Below are 20,132 nucleotides of genomic sequence, written 5' to 3'. Positions count from 1 at the left end.
TCAGGCCTTGAACTGCTTGTTCCAGAAATCGAGGGTACGTTGCGAGCGCCCCGTCGAGTAGGCGTAGTCGAGCTTCAATAGCCTGGTCCGCTCCTCCTCGGTGAGAAGCACCTCCCGGGCAAGATCTTCCGGGAGCACCGCATCGCGCACCGTCGGGGCATATCCCATCCTTTCGGCGAAGCCCGTTTGCGCCTTGGCGTCCAGCATCGCATCGAGATAAGCGAAGGCTCCCGCCTTGTTCCTGGCGTTCCGGGGAATACCCGCCTCGAACACAACGGAAGGAGTTCCTTCCTTCGGCACCACATGGGCGAGGGGGATTCCGGCTTTCTTCCACATGAAGCCACGCGCCAGCCACATGATCGTGATCCAGACTTCCTCCGATTTGAGGCCCGCTGCCAGCGCTTCGTTGGACGGATATATCCTCGCGTCCAGTGACCGCAGCTCCAGGAGCTTCTTGTCGGCCGGCTCGAAATCGTTGACGCTTCCGCCGCCCGCGAGCGCTGCAGCAAGCGTGTTCGCCCCATAAAGAATATCGGAAAGCCCGACACGACCACGCCATTTCGGATCCCATAGATCCGCATATGACTGCGGCGGAACGGTCACCTTGGTCGGATTGTAGAGGATGACCTGCGCCGAGTAGATGTGCGGAATCGAATATCGCTTGCGCAACTCCGGAAACACGGCGTCAAGTCTGGACAGTTGCTCGGGCCGGATCTCCTCCAGGACCTCCGATTGCGACATCAGGTAGGCGTCCGTATCGGACAGGCAGGCTATCTCCATCGAGCCACGGCGGCTGCCTCGCTCGGCCAGCAACTTGGTCTTCCTGGGATCGACATTGGCGACGTCCTGAACGACCTCGACGCCCTTGACCGAAGCCAGCGGCTTGTCCAGGAGATCACCCAACAGCTGGCCGTAGTCGCCTCCCCATGTTCCTACCACGATGGGTCCATTCGCCGCTGCGACCGATCGGGGGTTGCCGAAGAGAAAGGTGGCTCCGGTGCCGCAGCCCAGCGATAGAAAGTTACGCCGTGAGTATCTCATCTTGCCTAATCCTTCGCGGTTTCGGGAATCAGCCGAGGAGCATCCATGTCCCAGCTCAGCGAGACCGGATCGTGCGGGCGCACTGAGAGCATCGGGTCGTCCCGGACCGGCGTTGAACGGGTAACGACCACCCGTTCCGCCTCGCCCAGCAGCACCTGGTACTCCGTCTGCGCGCCGAGATAAGTCACAGCCTCGAGCCGCCCCTGGATCGCCGCGCGATGGCCGGGCTCGATCGCGATGCGCTCGGGGCGGATGGCAATCGTGTCTGCCGTGGAACGTTCGTCCTGTCGTTTCCTGGACGGCAGCAGAAGACCGCCGCGCGTTCTGACGCGCTCATCGTCTTCCCGCCTCGCCGGCAACAGATTACAGCGTCCGACGAATTCGGCGACGAATGCATCGCAAGGTTCTTCATAGAGCTCGCGCGCGGAGCCCACCTGCCGAACCCGCCCTCCTTCCATCACGACCAGCCGATCGGCCATCGTCAGCGCTTCCTCTCTGTCGTGCGTGACGATCAAGGTCGTCAGGCCGAGCCGCTGCTGAAGCGCGCGGATCTCGGTACGGACCTCCGCCCGGAGCTTGGCATCGAGGTTGGAGAGTGGCTCGTCCAGCAGGAACAGCTTCGGGCTGATCGCGAGTGCGCGGGCAAGAGCGACACGTTGCTGCTGTCCTCCAGACATCTGTTTCGGGAAACGGTCGGCCAGATGTGACAGCCTGACGAGGTTCAACGCGTCCGCAATGCGCGGTGCGCGCTCCGCACGGCCAAGGCCGCGCATCTCCAGACCGAAGCCGACGTTCTCGGCAACGGTCATGTGCGGAAACAGCGCATAGGATTGAAACACGAGACCCGTTTCACGCGCATGCGGCGGGCTTCGTGTGATGTCGGTTTCCGCCAACAGCATTCGGCCGCTCGTCGGCGTCACGAAACCCGCGATCATGCGCAACGTGGTGGTCTTGCCGCAGCCCGATGGCCCGAGCAGCGCCACCATCTCCCCCTGAGCAATCTCTAGATTGAGATCATTCACCGCGACCGAGGCTCCAAACTGCTTCGTGAGCCGCTCGACTGTCAGCCTGGCCATCAAACAATCCTCGAAAGCTTCACGAATCGATCGGTTGCGAGCATGAGCGCGCCGACCAGCACAATCTGAGCCGTCGCCACGGCCGCGAGCGTCGGGTCCATGCGAAATTCCAAATAATTCAGCATGGCCACGGGCAACGTGATGCGTCCGGGCGCGACCAGGAGAAGCGTAAGATCCAGATTCTCGAAGCTCTGGATGAACGAGAACATGGCGGCGGCGACAATGCCCGGCCTCATCACCGGCAGCGTGATCCGCCGGAAGACCGTGAATGGTCCGGCTCCGAGATTTGCCGCAGCTTCCTCGATGGCTTGGTCGATACCTTGAAGGCTGGCGACGACCAGCCGCACCGTCCACGGGATGGTGAGCATAGTGTGGGCAGCCACCAGACCGGCCATCGTCCCCTTGATATCGGTGTCGAGGGCATCTTCGACGGCAACGTACGTCATATAGATTCCCGCACCGGTGACGACACCGGGCAAGGCCAAAGGGGCCAGCAGGAGCGCATTGATGCCACCCTTTGCCGGAAACTTCGAACGCACGAGCGGCAATGCAGCCGCAACCCCGATGGGAACCCCAACCGCGGTCGTCGCCAGCGCAATCTGGAGACTGGTCAGAAGCCCACGCGAAAACTCCGGCCTGGACCACGCGTTTTCGTACCAGCCCAGCGTCAAGCCATCCGCAGGAAAACTCACGATCTCCTGGGCGAAGAAACTTATCAGCACGATCATCGCCACCGGAGCGAACACCAAGAGGTATGCGCCGGCGACGCTCGCCGCGAAGACCAGGCGCCCAAGTCTCGGGTATCCCCGACCTGTCGAGGGTGACGATGCCAGACTTCGGAGTGCATCCTCGGACATCAATTGACGATCTGGCTCTTGATGTCTCTTGGCGCCTTGGTCAAGATCTCCGGCTGGCGCCCCACGACGACGGTGTCATCCATGCGGAAGCCCCCGAGACCATAGACATAGATGCCGGGCTCCGCCGAATACACTTCATTGTCCAGAAGGGGCCGATGGTTGAAGGCCATATCATGCGGGTACTCGTGACCGAGCAACCCCATTCCGTGGCCCGTTCGGTGACGAATGAAGCTGCCGCATCCAGCCTCTTCGATGATCTTCTGCGCGGCTGCATCGATCGATGACACCGGCGCACCCGTCACGGCCGCTGCTGATGCGGCTTCATTGGCCGCGCGAGCGACCTCGTAGTACTTGCGCTGATCCGGCGAAGGCTCGCCTGCAAACCAGGTGCGCTCGTTTTCGATCACGACGCCGTTCAGGCGCGGAATGACGATGTTGACCAGAACGTCGCTCTTGCCGATCTTCGCTCCGCATGAAGCACCGTCGCCATGCGGAGACGCCGATGCGGGACCGCTCAGCGTCCAGCACCTCAGCACTTCGAGATTTGCACCGGGAAAGCGCCGCGCCCCCTCCTCGACCATGCTGACCGCCATCTGACAGTCCAGCTCCTGGACCAGGCGGCCGGGCCTTATGTTTTCCCGGTAGCGATCCTGGATGTAGTCCGACAGCGAGGCTGCCTGCCGCATGATCTCGAGCTCCTCGGCATGCTTGACCCAGCGCATTGCCCGCATGTCCTCCAGACACGGGATCAGCTTGACCTCGGGCGACATTCCGGCGGCGCGGGCAAGACTAGGCTGGCTCGCATCAATACCGATGCGAGATGCCCTCAATCCGCAGCGACTCAACAGATCGTGGATCATCTCGGGAAGCTGAGGCAGCGAGAAGCCGCGCTCCGTCAGCTTCGGATGCTCGAAATAGAATTGCACGTCGTCGACCCAGAATTGCTCCCGCTCGCGCGCCATGCGGACGTGGTGCGTCGACAGTTCGTTCATGATCGCGCGCGGCTCGCCATCGAACGGCACGCAAACCAAGATCGGGCGCTCCCATGTCTGCACATCGACGTTGAAATTGGTCGCAAACTGAAAGAAGTCGGCGGTGGAGAACAGAAGCGCGTCGAGGCGATTTCGGGCCATGACGTCACGCATCAGTTTTCGTCGATAGTCCCAGACCGAACGGCTCAGAAACTTCATGATTCTCCAACTCTCCCAGTCGCGCGATCGATTGTCCCGGCTCATCGCCCAATCGACGCGGCCCGAACGCGGGGCCCCGCCCGCACCCGCGAACCTGCCTTCAAATGACGTTGGCATAATGGGTGTGAAGGGGCGAAAGCATCCGGCAGATTCCTGCTGAGACCGGCCAATTCCTGCTTTTTTCACCCAAGGGATCGTCGCGTTCTTCCCTGCAATATGCTTCCGCCGAAGGCGCACGCGCCGGTCGAATGGCCGTTTCGTGCGGAATGTTGCCCGATCCTGCCAATTTATTTTCGACCGCGTCACTTTACGGTCATCGTCAATTCCTGTTCGGTGCCCCGCACGAATTCGGCGGTCGCAGCGGTTTTGCAACCATGCACCACGACGGATGAATGCCGACCGTCGAGCCGGCAATGCCGCCCTTTGGATGGACTCTCCAATGATCTCGAAATCGGAATACGCTCACCGGCTGAAGCGTCTGCAAGACAGAATTCGCGACCTAGATGTATTCATCGTTACTTCACGCGAGAGCATCTACTACCTGACCGGCGCAGGTTTCGAGCCGTTGGAACGGCCGTTCTTCCTTCTCGTACCGAGCAGCGGCTCTCCCACGCTGCTGACGCCGATGCTCGACCTCGATCACCTCGGTAAGGCGCACAATATCAGGCCGGCGAACCTGAAGGCCTATTGGGACTACCCGGCGCCCCATGGCAGAGGTTGGCGCGAGACATTGCTGGAGTTGATCGGCTCGCATTCGGCCATCGGCGTCGAAGCGAGCCTCCGCATGGAGATCCGGGCCGCACTTCCTCACGAGGTACAGGTGCTGCCGCTCGTCGAGGAATTACGGCTGATCAAATCGCCGGCCGAGATCGAAATGATCCGCCGCGCAGCGCGATATGCCGATACTGCCGTGCAGCAGCTCATCGCAGCGGCCTATTTCGGTTCAACAGTCGCCGAAGGGATCGCCCGCACCCGACACGTGACCGCCGCGATGATCCGCGAAACATCCGATTTCGAACTGGCCGACTCCAACGTTCTCATGGCGACCTGGGCAGCTCCCCAAAGCGCTCAGCCCCATTCCATCCCCGCGCTATCGGACAGAACCCTCGAGGGTCCGCACGTAGCGCTCGCGCTGACGCGCTGCAACGGCTACGCTGCCGAGTGCGAGCGGACTTTCTTCACCTCAAGACCGCAAGGCTGGTCGGTTGGCGCCTTCAAGGCGATGATGGCTGCGCGCGAGCTCGCAATTTCCCTCGTGCGTCCTGGCATTCCATGCGCGGAAGTCGACAAGCGCGTAACGGATTTCCTGAAAACCGAGGGGTATTCCGGCGACGAGGCTCGCCTGCACCGGGTCGGTCACGGGTTTGGCCTGGGTAACCACGAGGGCCCGTGGATCTCGGAAGGAAGCCAGGAGACTCTGCAGGAGAACATGGTGATCAGCATCGAGCCCGGCATCTACGACAAGCGAGAGGGCGGCGTTCGTCACTCGGACACGATACTGGTCACCCGAGACGGCGCGGAAATGCTGACAAAATTCCCTGACGGACTGGATGATCTCATTGTAGGTGGAGCGAGGCTTAGCGCCCGCATCCAGGGGGCGCTCGTCAAGCGCGCCCTGAACGTGCAGCAGAGGGCCGCGATCAGTTGAGGCGACGATAATCCCGTGGAGACTGGCCAACGACGGATTTGAAGGATCGGCTGAAATGCGAGGGATCCTTGAATCCGCAGTCGAGCGCAACTTCCAAGATGTCGGCACGACGATCCAGCAGCTGTTCCTTGGCCCACTCGATCCTCTTGACGAGCGCATATCGAGCAGGAGATAGGCCCGTCGACGAACGGAATTGGCGCGAGAAGTGAAACGGACTCATTCCGGCTTCCCTGGCCATCTCGTGCAGCGATACGCCGCTCGCGATTCTGGAGGCGATGAGATCCATCACCCGTCTGAGCTGCGCTGGACGCAAGCCGGACGCCGAATGCGGCAGGCTATTCCGCGTGTATTGTTGCAGCAGATAGGCCAGCAGGGCATGTGTGAGCCCGTTGGCAAACTCAACGCCAAAGCGGCCGTCCTGCTGCATGGCCCACAGCAGTTGATTTCCGATCTGAAGAATCCTGTCGTCGCGCGAGTAGAGCGGATCGACGAAACGGATCCTCTCCTCACTATCGATCATTTCCGCGATAGCGGTCCTTGGGATCATGCAGTGGAGCAAATCGAAGCCGTCGTCGGTGGACCATTCCCGTTCACAATCCGGATCGACAATTCGCACCGAATTTGCGGGGATCGGTCCAGCCCAGATCTGACGTCGGTCGACGAACGATCGGGCCTTCATAGGCTTCAAGACGAGCGACAGGAGATAGTGGTTCGCTCGCGGAGCCTTCTGACTGAATGGACTGCCCGCCTCCGTTCGCCGCCAACGAGCGAGGCTGATGCCGGATTTCGGCAAGGGCTCAAGAAATGCCGCCGGAGGCATACCCCATCTGGCTGCGATCTTGGCCTCAGTCACGGATGTCATTTCCGAAACTCCATATTTGCCCTCGGCGATCTCTGAACGTCGTTGAGTGAGGGAGACATTGCGCATCCCTACTCTACGTTCAGGGCGGGAGAACCCCGGGGGCAAAACAAGACGAAAATTACGTGCTCCGAGACGGTCTACTACGTAGATTTCAAAAGACAAAGTGGAATGTTCCGCACGTTCTGCGCCATAGCCGAGACCGCCCTACCGTCCCAGTTTCGCACCAGAAACGACGACACCGAAACGCAACGAAAGCGATCGAAAGCAAGCAAAATTATAGCAAGACCAACGAACCCGACCAATATACCGCCGCTCATAACGATCTGGTTGCAAGTTCAATTCCCCGGGCTTCCCGTGTGTACAATCGGTTGCGGGTGAGTGGAGGCCCGGCGGATGGGGTGCGACACCAGGAACGCACCAATTTGCGGTAAGTCGGGTTGCTTCGAGATCGGACTGGTGCCGCGCCTCTTCGTGCATCGGATAGGTGTTCTGCTTCCCCTCTCGGGGCTCTTAGTCAGAATTGCCCGTCCTTTGCGCGCGAAAATCTGCGACAAGCTTCGACCTGGCAAGTTCGTCTCTGATTTGGGAAGTCTGGCGATGATAGATGTAGGTCGCTTGTGACCGGACAAGTCCCACGAACTGCGCTTGGAATCCATACGACTGCCGCGGCTGTCGAGATTGAGGCCCTTAATGTCGAAACGAGTCATGCAGCCTACGGCTGACACGATCGACCCATCTGCGCCGCTACGTCTAGATGTTGCCGCCAAAATAGCCTTCCCGGATGGATCTATGACCGCTTCTGGCCTGCGAAGAGAAGGCGCTAGAGGTCGACTGACTCTCGAACGGATCGCGAATAGAGACTATACTACCCTTGAAGCTATCAAGGCCATGAGGGAGTTATGTCGCGTCCAAGCAAAGGGATCAGACTCTACAAGAGAAAGGCCCGATACCGAGACGGAAAACTTGTTCACCAGGCGGTCTGGATTATCAAAGATGGAGATCGCCACATCGCCACGGGATGCGTTGCAAGCCCGACTGAAACGAAACCGCCTCGAGAGGCAGAGCAGGCCCTAGCGGATTACATCGCCGAAAAGTATCAACCCGAACGCCGCCGGCAGGATATCGAGGATATCGACTGTGCTGACGTACTGTCGATCTATCTGACCGATATTGGCGAACCGAGCGACCAGTTCGAGATCGGAGCTAGGATTGACCGCCTCAATGAATTCTGGGGCGGCAAGAGACTGTCCGCGGTCAATGCCCAGACCTGCGCCGCATATGTCAGGCATCGTGGCAACCGCGGTGGTGCACGCCGGGACCTGGAGACATTTCGTGCTGCCATCAACCATCATGCGAAAGAAGGCTTTCACCGGGGCTTAGTGCGCGTATCACTTCCGCCGAAGGGAGTTCCGCGCGACCGATGGCTTACGCGACAGGAAGCTGCGGCGCTTATTTGGCATTGCTGGCGGCATCGAGAGAAGCAGACGATCCATTCAGGAGCGTCGAAAGGTGATCCGGTCAGCACGAACCGTCGGCCACTGAGACATGTGGCCAGATTTATTCTGATCGGCCTTTACACTGGCACTCGGGCTGGGGCTATTGCGTCAGCCTCGCCGTATACGGAGCGGGACCGCTCTTACGTCGACCTTGAGCACGGGATATTCTACCGAAAGCCGATCGGGAAGCGTGCAACCAAGAAGCGCCAGACTCCAGCGCCCATACCCCCGCGGCTGCTCGCCCACCTGCGGCGGTGGAAAGATCGCAAGCTGATCGCCACGTGCTTCGTCGAGTTCAACGGCAAGCCAGTCGCATCGGTAAAGAAGGGGTTCAGCAGAGCCGTCGGGCTGGCTGGCCTGCCCGGCAAAGTCACCCCGCATACCTTGCGCCATACCGCCGCGACCTGGCTGATGCAGCGGGGCGTATCAATCTGGGAAGCAGCCGGGTTCCTAGGAATGTCCCCGGAGATCTTGCAAGACACCTATGGCCACCATCACCCCGACTACCTGCAAGGTGCGGCGGTTGCGATCGGTCAAAAGGGCTTCAATGTTTCGGTGGCCAAAACGGTGGCCAGCCCCATCGAAGATCGTACGCAGGAGAGAAACTCTGGGAAAAAATGGTCGGAGCGGCAGGATTCGAACCTGCGACCCCTGCGTCCCGAACATAGGGTCACCCCTATCCACCATTGAAATCATTGGGCTTTTTGGTCGTTTTGAACGGTAATCTTCCTCGTTTGTTCACGTTCAATCTGTACCCAATCTGTACCCTAACCCAATCGTCCACCGTCCGTTCTTTGGAGCAAATCATGACCAAGATCGCCTTGGCAATCGCCCTTCTATGCGCCACTGCAGCACAGGCCGAGAGCCCCTACCCCACACCCACCCGCGACGGCCGCGAGCGCATCCTACGGACCGGCACCTGCCCTACGGGGTATGTTGGAAAGGGGGACTTCTGTGAAGCCCTCCACCAGGACACGCCCAGGGCCTACCCTGTGATCCCTGGCAAGCCCTGCCCATCCGGCACCTTCAGGAGCGGCGATGCATGCAAGGGGTTTCGGTGATGGCAGAATTGTCAGCTGACTCGTCTGTATGCCCGGCCCGAGGCGCTCAGGAACATTCCACGTGTGTTAAAGTCGCCCCGTTCACGGAGCCAAGCCGAAGCCACAATCCGAGCGGGGTAGACTATGATCTTCCAGCACGTACCAGACGCTGACGCACTTCTGGCCATGTCGCCAGCTGATGTAGGTCGCCTCATGCTGATGATCGCAAAAGACGTACGGCAAGGAGCCGGCTTCACCTATGAAGCGATAACGACAGAGACGTTTGGCACCGGAATGACATCCGAACGACGGAGTGCATACCCGTTCCACAAGAAGCAACAGGTCGACGAGCATCTGAACAGAGCCTGGCGGTTATTGGAGCGTGAAGGCTATATTGAAGCCGCTCCGGGCTTGAACGGCACGAATGGATGGAGAACATTCACCGAAGCTGGCCTGAGTATCGCCAATGGACAAGACTGGGAAGCAACGCGCGCGGCGATGCTCTTCCCAAAAGAACTGATACACCCCGCCATCCGAAACAAGGTTTGGGCAGCACTGGCAAGAGGAGATCTCGACGACGCGGTGTTCGCCGCCTTCAAAGCGGTTGAGGTCTCAGTGCGCGAAGCAGGTGGTTACGAGGCGACAGACCTTGGGGCAGACCTAATGCGGAAGGCTTTCGATCCAAGCGACGCACCTAAAGACAACCGCGGTAGACTGACGAATCGCACTCATCCTTTGGGAGAGCGAGAGGCGCTCTCGCACCTTTTCGCAGGTGCTATCGGTTCTTATAAGAATCCCCATTCTCATCGAACAGTAAATCTCAATGATCCAGCCGAGGCTCGCGAGCAAGTGATGCTTGCCAGTCATCTGCTGCGCATCGTCGATGCGCGACGGGCCAGTTAAGGCCTGAAGCGGATACTTTTCCTTTGATCAAGGAAGCCATACCCGCGCGCCTACCCCAAGATCAAGGACGCCGCGTGCCCGTCTGGCACCTTCGCCAGCGGGGACTACTGCAAGGCATTCCGATGACGAGGAATTGGAGCCTCACCAATGGGAGGCGCTCTAGTTCTGCCCTCCTAGCGCTTCCACCAGCGACCGGGCGCAATCTTGACGATGTGCGATGTCTCAGCTTGGACCCACCCATCCTTCACGATGCGGCAGATCATGCGGTGGGAGCCCTTGAAGGCCGTGTTTGTCCACCTCTCGAAGCTCTCGGACGGCGGCGTCTCCCAGGTCAGCTGCTTGTGCTCGGCCGCCTCGTCGCCGTGGTTGTCCACATGCCAGACGATCTTGTAGGGAGCGGGCACATTCGTGGATTCGACGGTGAATTTAAGGGCAACGTTCTTCGGCAGCACGGACGAACCGCTCTCGTAGCGCTTGTACGTATTCGCACCCTGGCTCCGGGCCAGATCGCAGCGGATCTTGACGAAGTAAGGTGCCGGCAGAGCGGTGGCCGTAAGCGCCTCGTCCAAGGCCACCTTGGCCACTTCCTTGTCGCCCCAGAAGTGGTGAACGAAGACCCAGTCCCAAGCGCTACGGCCCCTCGCCCGATCGCAGTCTCTCTCGAACAAGGCCGCGAGCTTTCCGACCGCCATGTCCAACTGCGCCTTAAACCGCTTCACTTGGCTCGCAATTTCCGAGCTGGCCGTAAATTCCGATCGATCGACAGGATTGTAGACCGTCGTGTCGGAAGCCAGACGATTCCTCAGCGCGACGATCGTATCGTACAGGGCGACGTCGTCGCGCTCGAAACTCGGCCTGTAGCATTCGACGACGAGCGTCGAGACGATCAGGCCTCCGGGCAGGCTCCACGACGGTCGCGAGCGCGTGAACCATTTCAGAAAGCGCACGATCCGTCGGAGCTGCCCCTCCGGCACCTTGGTCAGTAGACCTAAAGCGGGGCTCTTCGTGCTGACGGCCCTTCTGAACCACTCATTTACCTCCTGAGGATTGCGCTCCTTCCAATCGGTGCTGGCGTGCTCGATCTTCTCCCGACCGAAATCGTCCGTATAGGTGCGGAAGACGGCGAAGTCGATATGATAGCCCTCCGCGTACCAGACCGTAACGGCGTTGGTTCGTGCGGTCGGCTCCTGAGTGAAGTTGGTGCATCGCTTGCACAGTGCGTCCGCGACGCGCTGCCGGGCCGCGCGCGGGTCCTCCGGAAGCGCGGATCGTTCGAACAGCAGTGCCACGTCGATATCGTAGTCGTTGTCGTCTCGCGGATCCTGATTCAGGGTGTGCATCGCGTAGCCCCCCTGATTCTGCCAACTGTAGGGATGCGGCCGTGGACGCTTCGATTCTTGGGCGAGATCGTCCAGCCCGTTCTTCAATCGAACGATGTTGAGGTCCCGGTGGTCGGCAAGCTTCTTCCGTCGGTCGCTGCCGAGTCGGACGTACTTGTCGTAAAAGGCCTGGAGATCCGCGGACAGGTCGAACATGATCATATGTGGATCGCCACCATTTCTTCCGGCCGGCCTTCCTTCGTTACCTCGACGCTCCAGGCGTAGGCGGGCTTCGTGCTTGCGGTGTAGTTGTAGACGACTACCGGATTGTGGATCGTCCTGCTGATGCGGCGGCCGAGTGTGAAACCTAGCCCCACTGGACCGGAGTAGAAGACGTGTACGACGAGGTTGCTCGGGAGTTCGGCGTGGATCTCGTCGAGGATTTTGCGGAATGCGGAGCTAATCTCTTCGACCTGACCGTAGTGAGTGATCTTGTCAATGCCCGGCTTCCCGATCGAAATGGAATAGTCGCGATAGGGGCTGCCGACGACCTCGGACACGTCTTCGGCCCGCACTGCATAGCTCACCTCCACGCGAATCGCGCAGGCGATAGGATGGGCAGGATCGATCGTCCGCACCGTTTTCACGAAAAGATCCGGTCCGCTCCCCCCCTGAAGCTCGCGCCAGGTGCCCGTCTCGCGGTGAAGGTCGAAAAGAGAAACCTGCGGAAACGACGACACACCGCATCCTGCAAGAAATTGAAGCGGAATGTGCACGATTCCATAGTAGCCGAGGGCCGCCGAGGCGTCGGCCTTTAGGATGCCGGCGATCTCAGTGATCATCCGCTGCTGCTGTCTCACCGCTCCTACGGGATCGAAGACGCCAAGGCTGAGGAAGTTCGATTGGTCGCAGTCATAAGTGACGACCCTTCGGCCTCGCATTTTGAGCGGCAGGGCCTCAGCAGGGAGAGGCGAGGTGAGCGGTTGAAATGACTGATGTCGGATAGCGACGAATTGCCCGGCGGGCTTCCGGGACGTCGTCAGGTGTCCAACTAGGAAGACGGCGACAGCGAGGAAAACGCAGCCAGCGCCGACCCACCAAGGAGTGTCAAGCGAGAGACCTAGACCGTTTGTCTTATTCACATACGCGAGCGCGGCGTCCTTCCATCCCGGTGAGAGAAGGGCCACTCCGACCAGGAGAAGCGGTAGCGCGATTTTGCCGTACAGCGGCACGCCTTCGTCGCCGCCGAAAAGGCTAGTGATAAATCTCTGAAGATTTTTCATACATCCCTATGTAGGGAACCCGCCCGCGATCAACCATATCGTGAGCCACCGAATCAATGCAACTTCGGGAAGATTTTCTTGTGGACAATGGACGAGTCTTGTTGCGGCCGGCGCCCCTTACCTGATTCGGCTGTGAGTAGGACTACGCATGGAGGCTCCCCAAATCAGCATGCGATCGCGCTATCAGACATTTGTCGACAAACACCTGTTAGGGTATTTCTGGGTCGTTGAAGTTCCGATGTTCGGACTGACGATGGGCCGGCAGATGAGTTGGCTCGCTGGGAGGATTTAAGATGTCGAAGATGATGTTGTTGCTTGCAGCGGCTGCTGTTCTTACCACCTCCCCGGCCAGCGCGTTCTACACCGAATGCACGGCCATCAAGGAACTCGAACTGCTCAACCGGCCGGAAGGCAAAACCGATCCCAGGTTCGAGCCTGTGGCGAAGGGCGACAAGGTTGCCTTCCGCGACGAGTATCAGGGCTGGTGGTTTGTCATTCACGACGGCACCTATGGTTGGGTCCAGAAGAGCGACTTGACGAAGTGCAAGAAGATGGACGGAACCCCGTAATGCGAGTCCTGGTCTACGGCGGTCGGGACTTCGCTGATAGAAGATGGCTCTATCGCGTCCTGTACGAGCTGGATGCGCGTTCAACCATCAGCTGCATCATTGAGGGTGAGGCGTCAGGAGCCGATAGGATGGCCCGGGAATGGGCCAAAAGCCGAGGTATTCTATTCGACCCATACCCGGCTGCATGGAACGACATCACCCGTCCCGGCGCCGTGGTCCGACGCAACAAGGCCGGCAAGCTGTATGATGCAGCTGCCGGCCCATTCCGGAACGAGAAGATGCTTCGCGAGGGTAAGCCGGACTATGCGGTAGGCTTCCCTGGCGGGACCGGCACCCGGGACATGACGATCAGGTGTTGGGAATACGGACTCGCCCCTCTGCTTCCGAAGCCCACCTGATCAAGCTTGGCGCTGAGACAGCAACGATGACGTTGAGAGCGATATAGATGAACCCCGCGGCGGTCGGCGCGCTCACCCCGTTGATTGGCAGGACGATGCACCAGTTGTAGCAGACGGCACCGAGCATGGTCACGACGATCGCCGCCCATAAGCCCCAGACAATCCCGAAGCGGCTGTGCAATCGCCGTTGCTGCTGGCAGGGCCGGACTTGACGGTAAAGCGGCTGCGGAATGCGACAACTCCGGCCGGGCTGCTTACTGGCGCGGCACCATCAGCGAGATCGAGATCCATACGGCACATGGGCTTTTCGAGCAGGTCGCGGATCCACGACGGCTGTTCATTTTTTGAGACATGCTGATCAAGGACTTCCTCTGCTGCGACCCAGAGCGCATCCACGCTTCTCAGGACCCGCAAGAGGTGGTTGGACGTCATCAAAAAATCGTCCCCATCCAAGGACTTCGCCTGGTAACGGCCGTCTTCAGCCGAAATTTCGTAACCCCGATAACAAAAAGAACGCTTCATGGTGTTCCGCCGCCAGACCATAGCCGAGACCCCAACGTCCCGGCTCCGTCGTTTGCATTATCTAGACTTGCGTCAAAATGCAAGTTTTCGCCACGGCTACAATGCTGTTCGACAGGAAGTGAAAACAGCAAAAGCCCAGCATTTCCAGCTTGAGTCCCCTTCATTTTGCTCCAATCCGAAATTTGCTTATTTGCATTTATTGTTGTATTGCGAATACACCACGCAAATGGAGAGGCAAGGTGTTGAGCCGGTTGATGCTGGGTTGCTGTTCCGCCGTAAGTCCCTGCTCCCATCAGCAGCGCGATCCAAATTCGATCTGTGACATCTGCTGCCAGACGTCCGGAATCGCTCCGGTCGCTGCGCCAGTTAGGACCGAGATCAAGCGCAACAACCTCGACTGGGATCGCTACCACCTGCGCGTGGCTCGCGAGATCGCCAGCGGATCGAAGGACCCGAGCACGCAAGTCGGCGCTGTGATCGTGCGACCGGACAGGACGATCGCGGGAACGGGATACAACGGCTTCCCGCGTGGGATCGCCGACACCTTCGAGCGCTTGCATGACCGTGACACCAAGATCTCCCTGGTCATCCACGCTGAGATCAACGCAGTGTTGACCGCTCGCGAGCCGCTCCACGGCTACACGCTCTACACTTGGCCGTTCCTCACGTGCGACCGCTGCGCCCTCCATATGGTGCAGGCAGGCATCAAGCGCGTCGTCGCGCCTGAGCTGCCGGAAGACAAGCGCGAACGGTGGAAGGACTCGATGGCAAAGTCTCGCTCGATCTACGACGAATGCGGCATCCAGTGCGATGTTGTCGACCTGCAGGAGGACGAAGATGTCGCATGATCGCGGCTGCCCGTGCGGCAACGAGCGATGGGACTTTCGTGAGTGCGCCATCCGCAAGGGCGATGACTGCTACCGTTACCATCTCGTCCAGAACTGGGGGCCTACCAAAACGAAGCCCCGCATCCGAGTGAAGGCAGCTACGGAGCGCGTCGATGCGACTTGAAGATTGGCCATTGGCGCATGTCCGCGTGAAATGCGCGCAGTGCGACCGCGAAGGTCGTGTGAGCAAGGTCAAGCTGCTGGAGCGTTTCGGTCATGACCGCGAGATGTTCGTGGTCAGGGCCAAGCTGACGGAGCCGACTTGCGATCGCAAGGATAAGAAGCAGCCCTGCATGTCGATCCTACCGGATGCCATGCTCGTCCAGGCAATCCTCGCTGAGCGCAAGGAAGACGTGCTCAAGCCGGAGCTGATCGAGGAAGCGATGCAATACCAGCCGCGGTGGCTGAAGGAGGATGACTGATGAAGTTGACGGTCAGGGAGAAATTGGCCTTGAAGGACGCGGTTGAACACCCCGAGGGCTGGGGCCTGTTCAACCCAAAGACCACAGCCGCGCTCGCGGCCCGTGGCTACTTCGCGAAGCAGAAACATCAATCCTACGGCATGCAGTGGCGCATCACCGAGGCCGGCCGTGAGGCCTACTCAGAGGCCAGCCAATGAGCCAGCAAGTCCACGAGCTGATCGCAGAGATGCAGAAGAGTGGTCGCCTGATGGAGCACTGCGCTGCCTTCATCAAGACGCAGCGGATCGAATGCACCGAGGATGTCTACCAGTCTGACCACGTGATCGTGAACGCTTACGAGTTCATTGCAGGCATCTGCGAAATCGTCGGCTATGCCAAGCCGGAAGAGGAGGACGAGGGTTGAACGTCGGAGACAAGGTCGAGAAGGTCAAGGGCTACAAGTGGCCCGGCGTCATCGTTGCGGACTTCGAAACGAGCAAGGGCGAGCGGCGCCTGGTCGTCGAATGCACGGTTCCTGAGGTCGCTGGCGCGCTGCACATCTACAATCCTGAGCAGCTACAACAGGTCACCGATTAAAAACTAAAAGTTGACAGGACTCGCTCGCTCTGTCATTTGCATGAATGCAAAGAAAGCAAATGCAAATGACAGAGTTCCTTCTAAGCCCGCTCCACAGACTGCACTACGGCCTGGTCATGATAGACCCGCCGTGGAAGTTCGCGACCTACTCCGACAAGGGTCGCGGCAAGAGCGCCGAGCAGCACTATGAGACGATGTCCATAGAGGACATCCTCGCGCTGCCGATCAAGGATCTCGCACATCCCGATGGAATGTACGTTTGGCTGTGGGCTACCGCGCCGATGTACGACCAGGCCCGCATGTGCTTCGAGTTTTGGGAGGTGAAGTACGTCACCCAGGGCGTCTGGGTGAAGATGACCAAGAACGGTCAGAAGCCGACATTCGGCACAGGCTACGCCCTCCGCAACTGCCATGAGCCTTTCCTGATCGGGAAGGTCGGTAAGCCTTCCATCCACAGCCGCTCCATCCGCTCGGCAATCCTGTCGCCGCGCCGCGAGCACTCGCGCAAGCCGGACGAAGCCTACGCCATGGCTGACGAGATGGCCGGCATCTACCCGAAGGCGGACATCTTCAGTCGTCAGGCGCGGCCGGGCTGGGATGCTTGGGGCCATGAGACAGAGAAGTTCACTCCGGCCGCTGAGCCTGAGCTGAAGCCTGCGGGCGATCAGATCGCAATCCTCCCCGCATAACCCGGAGTTCAACGTGAAGAGAGCTATTTCGGCGCTGCTCTGCGCCGCTGCCTTGGCCGCGACAGTCAGTGCGGCTGAAGCCCGTCCTCATCATCGCCATCACCACCATCGCCTGCATCATGCCGCTGCCGTGCAGGAGGAGCATCCGAGCCTGTTCGGCGGCATCCAGAACGATTTCCAGCAAGGCTTCAACGCCGGCACGGGCTTCGTCGAGCGCGCTCGCCAGTTCGTTGGTGAGACCGCTCACCAGGTTGGCGTCCGCAGCACCCTGTGGTGCTCCGCCTTCCTGCGAAGAATCACGGGCGCCACGGGCGTCGATGATCGCGCCCTGTCTTGGGAGAGTCATCGCCGCGTCGCGCCGCAGGTTGGCGCCGTCGTGACCATGGGTCGCCGTGGCGGCGGGCATGTCGGCATCGTCTCAGGTTTCACCCCGAAGGGTGACCCGATTGTCATCAGCGGCAACCACGGCCATCGCGTGGCGGAGAGCGTCTATCCGCGCTCGCGCATCCGGGCCTGGGTCTCGCCGACGTGACAGAGTCTCGCGAAGAGCGATTGCGGATTGTGGCCACCGGCAAATGCCGTGCTGCGGTCCGCCACTTCGAGAACAGGACCAAATACGTGCCCACCGTGGCCGGGATGGTCTGCCAGATCTCGGAGTACGAGGAGGATTGCTACCGCACCAGCAAGGAGGCGGTGGCCGCAGCAGAAGCGTTCCGCGATGAAGCGCGGGAGAAGTTGGTTGAAGAATTTGGACGGTGAAAGACGATGCCTGCCGAGAGAAAATACACCTCTGAGGTCTTCAAGCAGAAGCTGCCAAAGCGTCACAGCAAGGGCCACATCGCTATTCCTGAGTTGCGCGTCGGATGCGGCTATGCCGGGGGTGCTGAGCGCTCGATCGACCTGTGGGTGATCGAACCGAATGCGACCAAGGGCTGCTCGGCGACGAGCTACGAGATCAAGATTTCGCGCTCCGACTTCCTGAAGGACGTGCAGCAGCCACTGAAGCAGCGCGGCGCCCGCCTGTTCTCGGATCAGTTCTTCTTCGTGACTCCGCCTGGCCTGCTCAAGCCGGAAGAGATTCCGGACTGGGCCGGGCTGCTGGAGCCGGACGAGAGATACTTCTGGGGTCCGTACGGCACCTTCAAAACCATAGTGCCGGCACCGATCAGGTCGAAGGACGGTCCGTCCTGGCCGCTCGTTGTCAGCCTGCTCCGCCGAGAGCCGATCATCGTGCCCGACGTGCCCGAGTACGAGACCGAAGAAGCATCTGAGACCGACGTTTTCTGACAGGGAATCCCATGTGTTACGTCACTGAGCAGGTCAACAAACTCAACAAGGTCGAGATCAAGAACTGGGACGGTGACAAGAGACCCAAGCTGCACGGCTGGGCACCAGGCGATTACATCTCGCGCTGCTTCTCCTGCGACGAGCAGTTTATCGGCGACAAGCGGGCGATCCACTGCGCCGACTGCGCCTACGGAACGAAGGAGCATCCCTGATGTCAATCGTGCGGCAGAAATGGATCACCCGTAAAGACCTCCGGGACAATCCCAACCAGTTCTACGTCTTCGGCGACAACGTCCAACGCTCTGGCTTTGGCGGCCAGGCAAAGGAGATGCGCGGCGAGCCGAACGCGATCGGCGTCGCTACCAAGTGGTCTCCCAGCATGGATTCTCGCGCCTTTTTCGATGACACCCTGGCCTGCAGGGCCATCGTCGAGCGCGATCTGCTGACGATCGACGACCGGCTGCGAGCCGGCAAGACCGTCGTGGTGCCGACAGATGGCATCGGCACAGGCCTATCGCAGCTGCCGCAGCGTGCTCCGAATCTCCACCATTTCATCGAGGGGTGGTTCACGGTCCGCGAGAAGAAGATCGGACTCGGTCGCTGTCCGACCTGCGGAGAGCCAGGCCACATGATGGAGAAGCGGCCGAACGGCTACACGTTCTGCATCGAGGGGCACAGCCATCCATCAACGGAGTTCCGTTGATGCGGCACCCGTATTGGCTCAACCCATACTACACCAAACAATACGCGAACCATGTTCTGCTCTGGGCTGGACGGAAGCGAGAGAAGCGGTTCTGGAACGTTTGGTACCGAGGAAAGGTGACCCGAACCTACCAACTCAACCAGCTGCGGGCTCACGGAGACGACCAAGGCTATCGCTGGATTAAGGACTTTTGGCGCAGGGAGCTGACCGAATGCCGCTAAGGCCACGACCGACGCCGACACCCGAACAGCTCGTTCGTATCGAGTCACACGACTGGAACAGGGCCAGCGGTGACTGTGTCTGCGAGGGCTGCGGGAAGCTCTACTACGACCACCCGTACTTCGCCGAGCCCTACGAATGGATCGCCATCATCTGCGATGGTGATTTGGTGAAGCTTTGAGCTGGGAGGTCGAGAAATATCACGTCGTTCCGATCGATGATTACCGCCCACATAGCACGGACTCCCACAATCCGTGCTGGTGCAATCCAACAGAGATGACGACGTCTTCATCCACAACAGCATGGACAGACGTGAGCTGTACGAGATGGGAATAAGGAGGCCGAGCTGAAATGAGCTATCCCTATGAGCTGATGTTTCACAGCGACGCGAACCTGATCAAGGAACTCGAACGGCGAGCATACAGGGTGTTCCCGAAGAGCCGGTCACGTACGATTCTCTCCTGGAATCGCATTGAGCCATTCCCTCCCTGCACAGACTTCCGGAAAGAGGCTGTCATGAGCATCCGCCGACAGCTCACGGAGGAGCACCTCGACTTCATCACCCGGCCTGGACAGAATTTCGAGGGCGACAAGCTGGTTGAGAAGCCCATCCATACCGCCCTGCTCCGGGTGTTCCGATGAGCATCGGGCTCAGCCGAACTTGTAGCTCGCTTTAGCCTGAACCCTGACGAGATGGTTGCCAAGGACGGATGAACAGACGCAATCGTCGTGCATACCTTTCAGAAAAGCCATGCGCCGCATGCATGGCAGCGCGGCGGGACTGCATATTAGGAAGCCGATTTCCCTGCAACATCAGCGACATGCTTTATCGCGCTGGAACCGCGAACGCATGGAACCAATTCTACTGCCCCATTCACGCTTCAATTACACATCAAACGCTGGCTCGGCACCCCGCCACAGATACGGCGAGAATGTGTCGTCAACCAGATAAAGGAACTTGAATGAGGAGCAAGAGCAGAGAACGTCCTGAAATCTCTATCGAAATCGGCCCGTCAGGACTCCGGTTCACCGGTGCCGAGAATACCGGCACCGGTGCTGTGGTGTTGGTCGTCGTGATCATCTTCATCATTTGGGCGGTGGTTGGCGCCCCCGTGCCCCATATGTGAAGAATATGATCTGATCCA

The 20,132-nt window shown here is 59.7% G+C and carries 27 protein-coding genes; 19 read left to right on the top strand and 8 right to left on the bottom strand.

The window, feature by feature from the left end; all coding sequences use genetic code 11:
- From QX048_RS04715 to QX048_RS04700, 4 genes are all read right to left on the bottom strand, one after another.
- Nucleotides 1–1,041, bottom strand: a complete 1,041-nt coding sequence (locus QX048_RS04715) for a PotD/PotF family extracellular solute-binding protein (RefSeq protein WP_315754065.1) — start codon at nt 1,039–1,041, stop codon at nt 1–3.
- Between the two features lie 5 nt (nt 1,042–1,046).
- On the bottom strand, nt 1,047–2,117 hold the full coding sequence (locus QX048_RS04710) for an ABC transporter ATP-binding protein (RefSeq protein WP_315754063.1): 1,071 nt from the start codon (nt 2,115–2,117) through the stop codon (nt 1,047–1,049).
- On the bottom strand, nt 2,117–2,845 hold the full coding sequence (locus QX048_RS04705; protein ID WP_315754154.1) for an ABC transporter permease: 729 nt from the start codon (nt 2,843–2,845) through the stop codon (nt 2,117–2,119). Before QX048_RS04705 ends, QX048_RS04710 begins: the two co-directional genes overlap by 1 nt.
- Before the next feature lie 128 nt (nt 2,846–2,973).
- Entirely contained in the window at nt 2,974–4,350 is a 1,377-nt protein-coding gene (locus tag QX048_RS04700) for a M24 family metallopeptidase (protein WP_315754061.1), read from the bottom strand.
- Between the two features lie 253 nt (nt 4,351–4,603).
- On the opposite strand from QX048_RS04700, the gene QX048_RS04695 reads away from it, so the two are divergent.
- Nucleotides 4,604–5,812, top strand: a complete 1,209-nt coding sequence (locus QX048_RS04695) for a Xaa-Pro peptidase family protein (RefSeq protein ID WP_315754059.1) — start codon at nt 4,604–4,606, stop codon at nt 5,810–5,812.
- On the opposite strand, the gene QX048_RS04690 is transcribed toward QX048_RS04695, so the two are convergent.
- Nucleotides 5,805–6,740, bottom strand: a complete 936-nt coding sequence (locus tag QX048_RS04690; RefSeq protein ID WP_315754057.1) for an AraC family transcriptional regulator — start codon at nt 6,738–6,740, stop codon at nt 5,805–5,807. The two genes, QX048_RS04695 and QX048_RS04690, sit on opposite strands and share 8 nt — an antisense overlap.
- Before the next feature lie 833 nt (nt 6,741–7,573).
- On the opposite strand from QX048_RS04690, the gene QX048_RS04685 reads away from it, so the two are divergent.
- Both QX048_RS04685 and QX048_RS04680 read left to right on the top strand, forming a co-directional pair.
- Complete coding sequence (locus QX048_RS04685) at nt 7,574–8,860, top strand: site-specific integrase (protein WP_316200854.1); 1,287 nt, start codon at nt 7,574–7,576, stop codon at nt 8,858–8,860.
- Nucleotides 8,861–9,354: 494 nt separating this feature from the next.
- A complete protein-coding gene (locus QX048_RS04680; RefSeq protein WP_316200855.1) occupies nt 9,355–10,113 on the top strand; it encodes a TIGR02391 family protein in 759 nt (252 codons plus the stop codon).
- A 173-nt stretch (nt 10,114–10,286) separates the two neighbouring features.
- On the opposite strand, the gene QX048_RS04675 is transcribed toward QX048_RS04680, so the two are convergent.
- Nucleotides 10,287–11,654: a nucleotide-binding domain-containing protein gene (locus tag QX048_RS04675; RefSeq protein WP_316200856.1), complete on the bottom strand. Its 1,368-nt coding sequence runs from the start codon at nt 11,652–11,654 to the stop codon at nt 10,287–10,289.
- A complete protein-coding gene (locus QX048_RS04670; RefSeq protein WP_316200857.1) occupies nt 11,651–12,715 on the bottom strand; it encodes an SAVED domain-containing protein in 1,065 nt (354 codons plus the stop codon). Before QX048_RS04670 ends, QX048_RS04675 begins: the two co-directional genes overlap by 4 nt.
- Before the next feature lie 293 nt (nt 12,716–13,008).
- Here QX048_RS04670 and QX048_RS04665 point away from each other — a divergent pair, with 293 nt between their 5' ends.
- Both QX048_RS04665 and QX048_RS35195 read left to right on the top strand, forming a co-directional pair.
- The gene (locus QX048_RS04665; RefSeq protein ID WP_316200858.1) at nt 13,009–13,284 is read left to right on the top strand and encodes a hypothetical protein; all 276 of its coding nucleotides are present in this window, start codon (nt 13,009–13,011) and stop codon (nt 13,282–13,284) included.
- Complete coding sequence (locus QX048_RS35195) at nt 13,284–13,682, top strand: DUF2493 domain-containing protein (RefSeq protein WP_410052186.1); 399 nt, start codon at nt 13,284–13,286, stop codon at nt 13,680–13,682. The genes QX048_RS04665 and QX048_RS35195 overlap by 1 nt, the downstream gene beginning before the upstream one ends.
- A gap of 129 nt (nt 13,683–13,811) precedes the next feature.
- Here QX048_RS35195 and QX048_RS04660 read toward each other — a convergent pair whose 3' ends face one another.
- Nucleotides 13,812–14,204 carry a hypothetical protein gene (locus tag QX048_RS04660; RefSeq protein WP_316200859.1) on the bottom strand — a complete coding sequence of 131 codons (393 nt, stop codon included), beginning with the start codon at nt 14,202–14,204 and terminating at the stop codon, nt 13,812–13,814.
- On the opposite strand from QX048_RS04660, the gene QX048_RS04655 reads away from it, so the two are divergent.
- The 14 genes from QX048_RS04655 to QX048_RS04590 all read left to right on the top strand — a co-directional run bounded on the left by QX048_RS04655 (nt 14,203) and on the right by QX048_RS04590 (nt 20,114).
- Nucleotides 14,203–14,526: a hypothetical protein gene (locus QX048_RS04655; protein ID WP_316200860.1), complete on the top strand. Its 324-nt coding sequence runs from the start codon at nt 14,203–14,205 to the stop codon at nt 14,524–14,526. The two genes, QX048_RS04660 and QX048_RS04655, sit on opposite strands and share 2 nt — an antisense overlap.
- Nucleotides 14,447–15,052, top strand: coding sequence for a deoxycytidylate deaminase (locus tag QX048_RS04650; RefSeq protein WP_316200861.1), 606 nt, complete (start codon nt 14,447–14,449; stop codon nt 15,050–15,052). The genes QX048_RS04655 and QX048_RS04650 overlap by 80 nt, the downstream gene beginning before the upstream one ends.
- 152 nt (nt 15,053–15,204) lie before the next feature.
- Nucleotides 15,205–15,513: a hypothetical protein gene (locus QX048_RS04645; protein WP_316200862.1), complete on the top strand. Its 309-nt coding sequence runs from the start codon at nt 15,205–15,207 to the stop codon at nt 15,511–15,513.
- Nucleotides 15,513–15,710 carry a hypothetical protein gene (locus QX048_RS04640; protein WP_316200863.1) on the top strand — a complete coding sequence of 66 codons (198 nt, stop codon included), beginning with the start codon at nt 15,513–15,515 and terminating at the stop codon, nt 15,708–15,710. The genes QX048_RS04645 and QX048_RS04640 overlap by 1 nt, the downstream gene beginning before the upstream one ends.
- A complete protein-coding gene (locus tag QX048_RS04635) occupies nt 15,707–15,916 on the top strand; it encodes a hypothetical protein (protein WP_316200864.1) in 210 nt (69 codons plus the stop codon). The genes QX048_RS04640 and QX048_RS04635 overlap by 4 nt, the downstream gene beginning before the upstream one ends.
- The gene (locus QX048_RS04630) at nt 15,913–16,089 is read left to right on the top strand and encodes a hypothetical protein (protein WP_316200865.1); all 177 of its coding nucleotides are present in this window, start codon (nt 15,913–15,915) and stop codon (nt 16,087–16,089) included. Before QX048_RS04635 ends, QX048_RS04630 begins: the two co-directional genes overlap by 4 nt.
- A 65-nt stretch (nt 16,090–16,154) precedes the next feature.
- A complete protein-coding gene (locus QX048_RS04625) occupies nt 16,155–16,778 on the top strand; it encodes an MT-A70 family methyltransferase (RefSeq protein WP_316200866.1) in 624 nt (207 codons plus the stop codon).
- A 13-nt stretch (nt 16,779–16,791) separates the two neighbouring features.
- Nucleotides 16,792–17,310: a TIGR02594 family protein gene (locus QX048_RS04620; protein WP_316200867.1), complete on the top strand. Its 519-nt coding sequence runs from the start codon at nt 16,792–16,794 to the stop codon at nt 17,308–17,310.
- 29 nt (nt 17,311–17,339) lie between these two features.
- Nucleotides 17,340–17,537 (top strand): hypothetical protein, encoded by a 198-nt coding sequence (locus QX048_RS04615; protein WP_316200868.1) that lies wholly within the window; start codon nt 17,340–17,342, stop codon nt 17,535–17,537.
- Nucleotides 17,538–17,543: 6 nt separating this feature from the next.
- Nucleotides 17,544–18,065 (top strand): hypothetical protein, encoded by a 522-nt coding sequence (locus tag QX048_RS04610; RefSeq protein ID WP_316200869.1) that lies wholly within the window; start codon nt 17,544–17,546, stop codon nt 18,063–18,065.
- 11 nt (nt 18,066–18,076) lie between these two features.
- On the top strand, nt 18,077–18,277 hold the full coding sequence (locus QX048_RS04605; RefSeq protein WP_316200870.1) for a hypothetical protein: 201 nt from the start codon (nt 18,077–18,079) through the stop codon (nt 18,275–18,277).
- Complete coding sequence (locus tag QX048_RS04600; RefSeq protein WP_316200871.1) at nt 18,277–18,768, top strand: hypothetical protein; 492 nt, start codon at nt 18,277–18,279, stop codon at nt 18,766–18,768. Before QX048_RS04605 ends, QX048_RS04600 begins: the two co-directional genes overlap by 1 nt.
- A gap of 570 nt (nt 18,769–19,338) precedes the next feature.
- Nucleotides 19,339–19,629: a hypothetical protein gene (locus QX048_RS04595; protein WP_316200872.1), complete on the top strand. Its 291-nt coding sequence runs from the start codon at nt 19,339–19,341 to the stop codon at nt 19,627–19,629.
- 320 nt (nt 19,630–19,949) lie between these two features.
- Nucleotides 19,950–20,114, top strand: a complete 165-nt coding sequence (locus QX048_RS04590) for a hypothetical protein (RefSeq protein WP_316200873.1) — start codon at nt 19,950–19,952, stop codon at nt 20,112–20,114.
- Nucleotides 20,115–20,132: the final 18 nt, after the last annotated feature.

The sequence above is a fragment of the Bradyrhizobium sp. SZCCHNS30572 genome, assembly GCF_032484415.1.
Classification (GTDB): Bacteria; Pseudomonadota; Alphaproteobacteria; order Rhizobiales; family Xanthobacteraceae; genus Bradyrhizobium.
The sequence above is the reverse complement of the archived record's forward strand: the minus strand, read 5'-3'. Positions and strand labels throughout refer to the sequence as shown.

Excerpts from the sequence above, each read along its gene's own strand:
- QX048_RS04660 (WP_316200859.1), bottom strand. The coding sequence starts at position 14,204 with ATGAAGCGTTCTTTTTGTTATCGGGGTTACGAAATTTCGGCTGAAGAC.
- QX048_RS04610 (WP_316200869.1), top strand. The coding sequence starts at position 17,544 with ATGCCTGCCGAGAGAAAATACACCTCTGAGGTCTTCAAGCAGAAGCTG.
- QX048_RS04665 (WP_316200858.1), top strand. The coding sequence starts at position 13,009 with ATGTCGAAGATGATGTTGTTGCTTGCAGCGGCTGCTGTTCTTACCACC.
- QX048_RS04605 (WP_316200870.1), top strand. The coding sequence starts at position 18,077 with ATGTGTTACGTCACTGAGCAGGTCAACAAACTCAACAAGGTCGAGATC.
- QX048_RS04590 (WP_316200873.1), top strand. The coding sequence starts at position 19,950 with ATGAGGAGCAAGAGCAGAGAACGTCCTGAAATCTCTATCGAAATCGGC.
- QX048_RS04690 (WP_315754057.1), bottom strand. The coding sequence starts at position 6,740 with ATGCGCAATGTCTCCCTCACTCAACGACGTTCAGAGATCGCCGAGGGC.
- QX048_RS35195 (WP_410052186.1), top strand. The coding sequence starts at position 13,284 with ATGCGAGTCCTGGTCTACGGCGGTCGGGACTTCGCTGATAGAAGATGG.
- QX048_RS04670 (WP_316200857.1), bottom strand. The coding sequence starts at position 12,715 with ATGAAAAATCTTCAGAGATTTATCACTAGCCTTTTCGGCGGCGACGAA.
- QX048_RS04710 (WP_315754063.1), bottom strand. The coding sequence starts at position 2,117 with ATGGCCAGGCTGACAGTCGAGCGGCTCACGAAGCAGTTTGGAGCCTCG.
- QX048_RS04695 (WP_315754059.1), top strand. The coding sequence starts at position 4,604 with ATGATCTCGAAATCGGAATACGCTCACCGGCTGAAGCGTCTGCAAGAC.
- QX048_RS04600 (WP_316200871.1), top strand. The coding sequence starts at position 18,277 with ATGTCAATCGTGCGGCAGAAATGGATCACCCGTAAAGACCTCCGGGAC.
- QX048_RS04680 (WP_316200855.1), top strand. The coding sequence starts at position 9,355 with ATGATCTTCCAGCACGTACCAGACGCTGACGCACTTCTGGCCATGTCG.
- QX048_RS04640 (WP_316200863.1), top strand. The coding sequence starts at position 15,513 with ATGAAGTTGACGGTCAGGGAGAAATTGGCCTTGAAGGACGCGGTTGAA.
- QX048_RS04685 (WP_316200854.1), top strand. The coding sequence starts at position 7,574 with ATGTCGCGTCCAAGCAAAGGGATCAGACTCTACAAGAGAAAGGCCCGA.
- QX048_RS04715 (WP_315754065.1), bottom strand. The coding sequence starts at position 1,041 with ATGAGATACTCACGGCGTAACTTTCTATCGCTGGGCTGCGGCACCGGA.
- QX048_RS04655 (WP_316200860.1), top strand. The coding sequence starts at position 14,203 with ATGGTGTTCCGCCGCCAGACCATAGCCGAGACCCCAACGTCCCGGCTC.
- QX048_RS04635 (WP_316200864.1), top strand. The coding sequence starts at position 15,707 with ATGAGCCAGCAAGTCCACGAGCTGATCGCAGAGATGCAGAAGAGTGGT.
- QX048_RS04705 (WP_315754154.1), bottom strand. The coding sequence starts at position 2,845 with ATGATCGTGCTGATAAGTTTCTTCGCCCAGGAGATCGTGAGTTTTCCT.
- QX048_RS04675 (WP_316200856.1), bottom strand. The coding sequence starts at position 11,654 with ATGATCATGTTCGACCTGTCCGCGGATCTCCAGGCCTTTTACGACAAG.
- QX048_RS04595 (WP_316200872.1), top strand. The coding sequence starts at position 19,339 with ATGAGCTATCCCTATGAGCTGATGTTTCACAGCGACGCGAACCTGATC.
- QX048_RS04625 (WP_316200866.1), top strand. The coding sequence starts at position 16,155 with ATGACAGAGTTCCTTCTAAGCCCGCTCCACAGACTGCACTACGGCCTG.
- QX048_RS04645 (WP_316200862.1), top strand. The coding sequence starts at position 15,205 with ATGCGACTTGAAGATTGGCCATTGGCGCATGTCCGCGTGAAATGCGCG.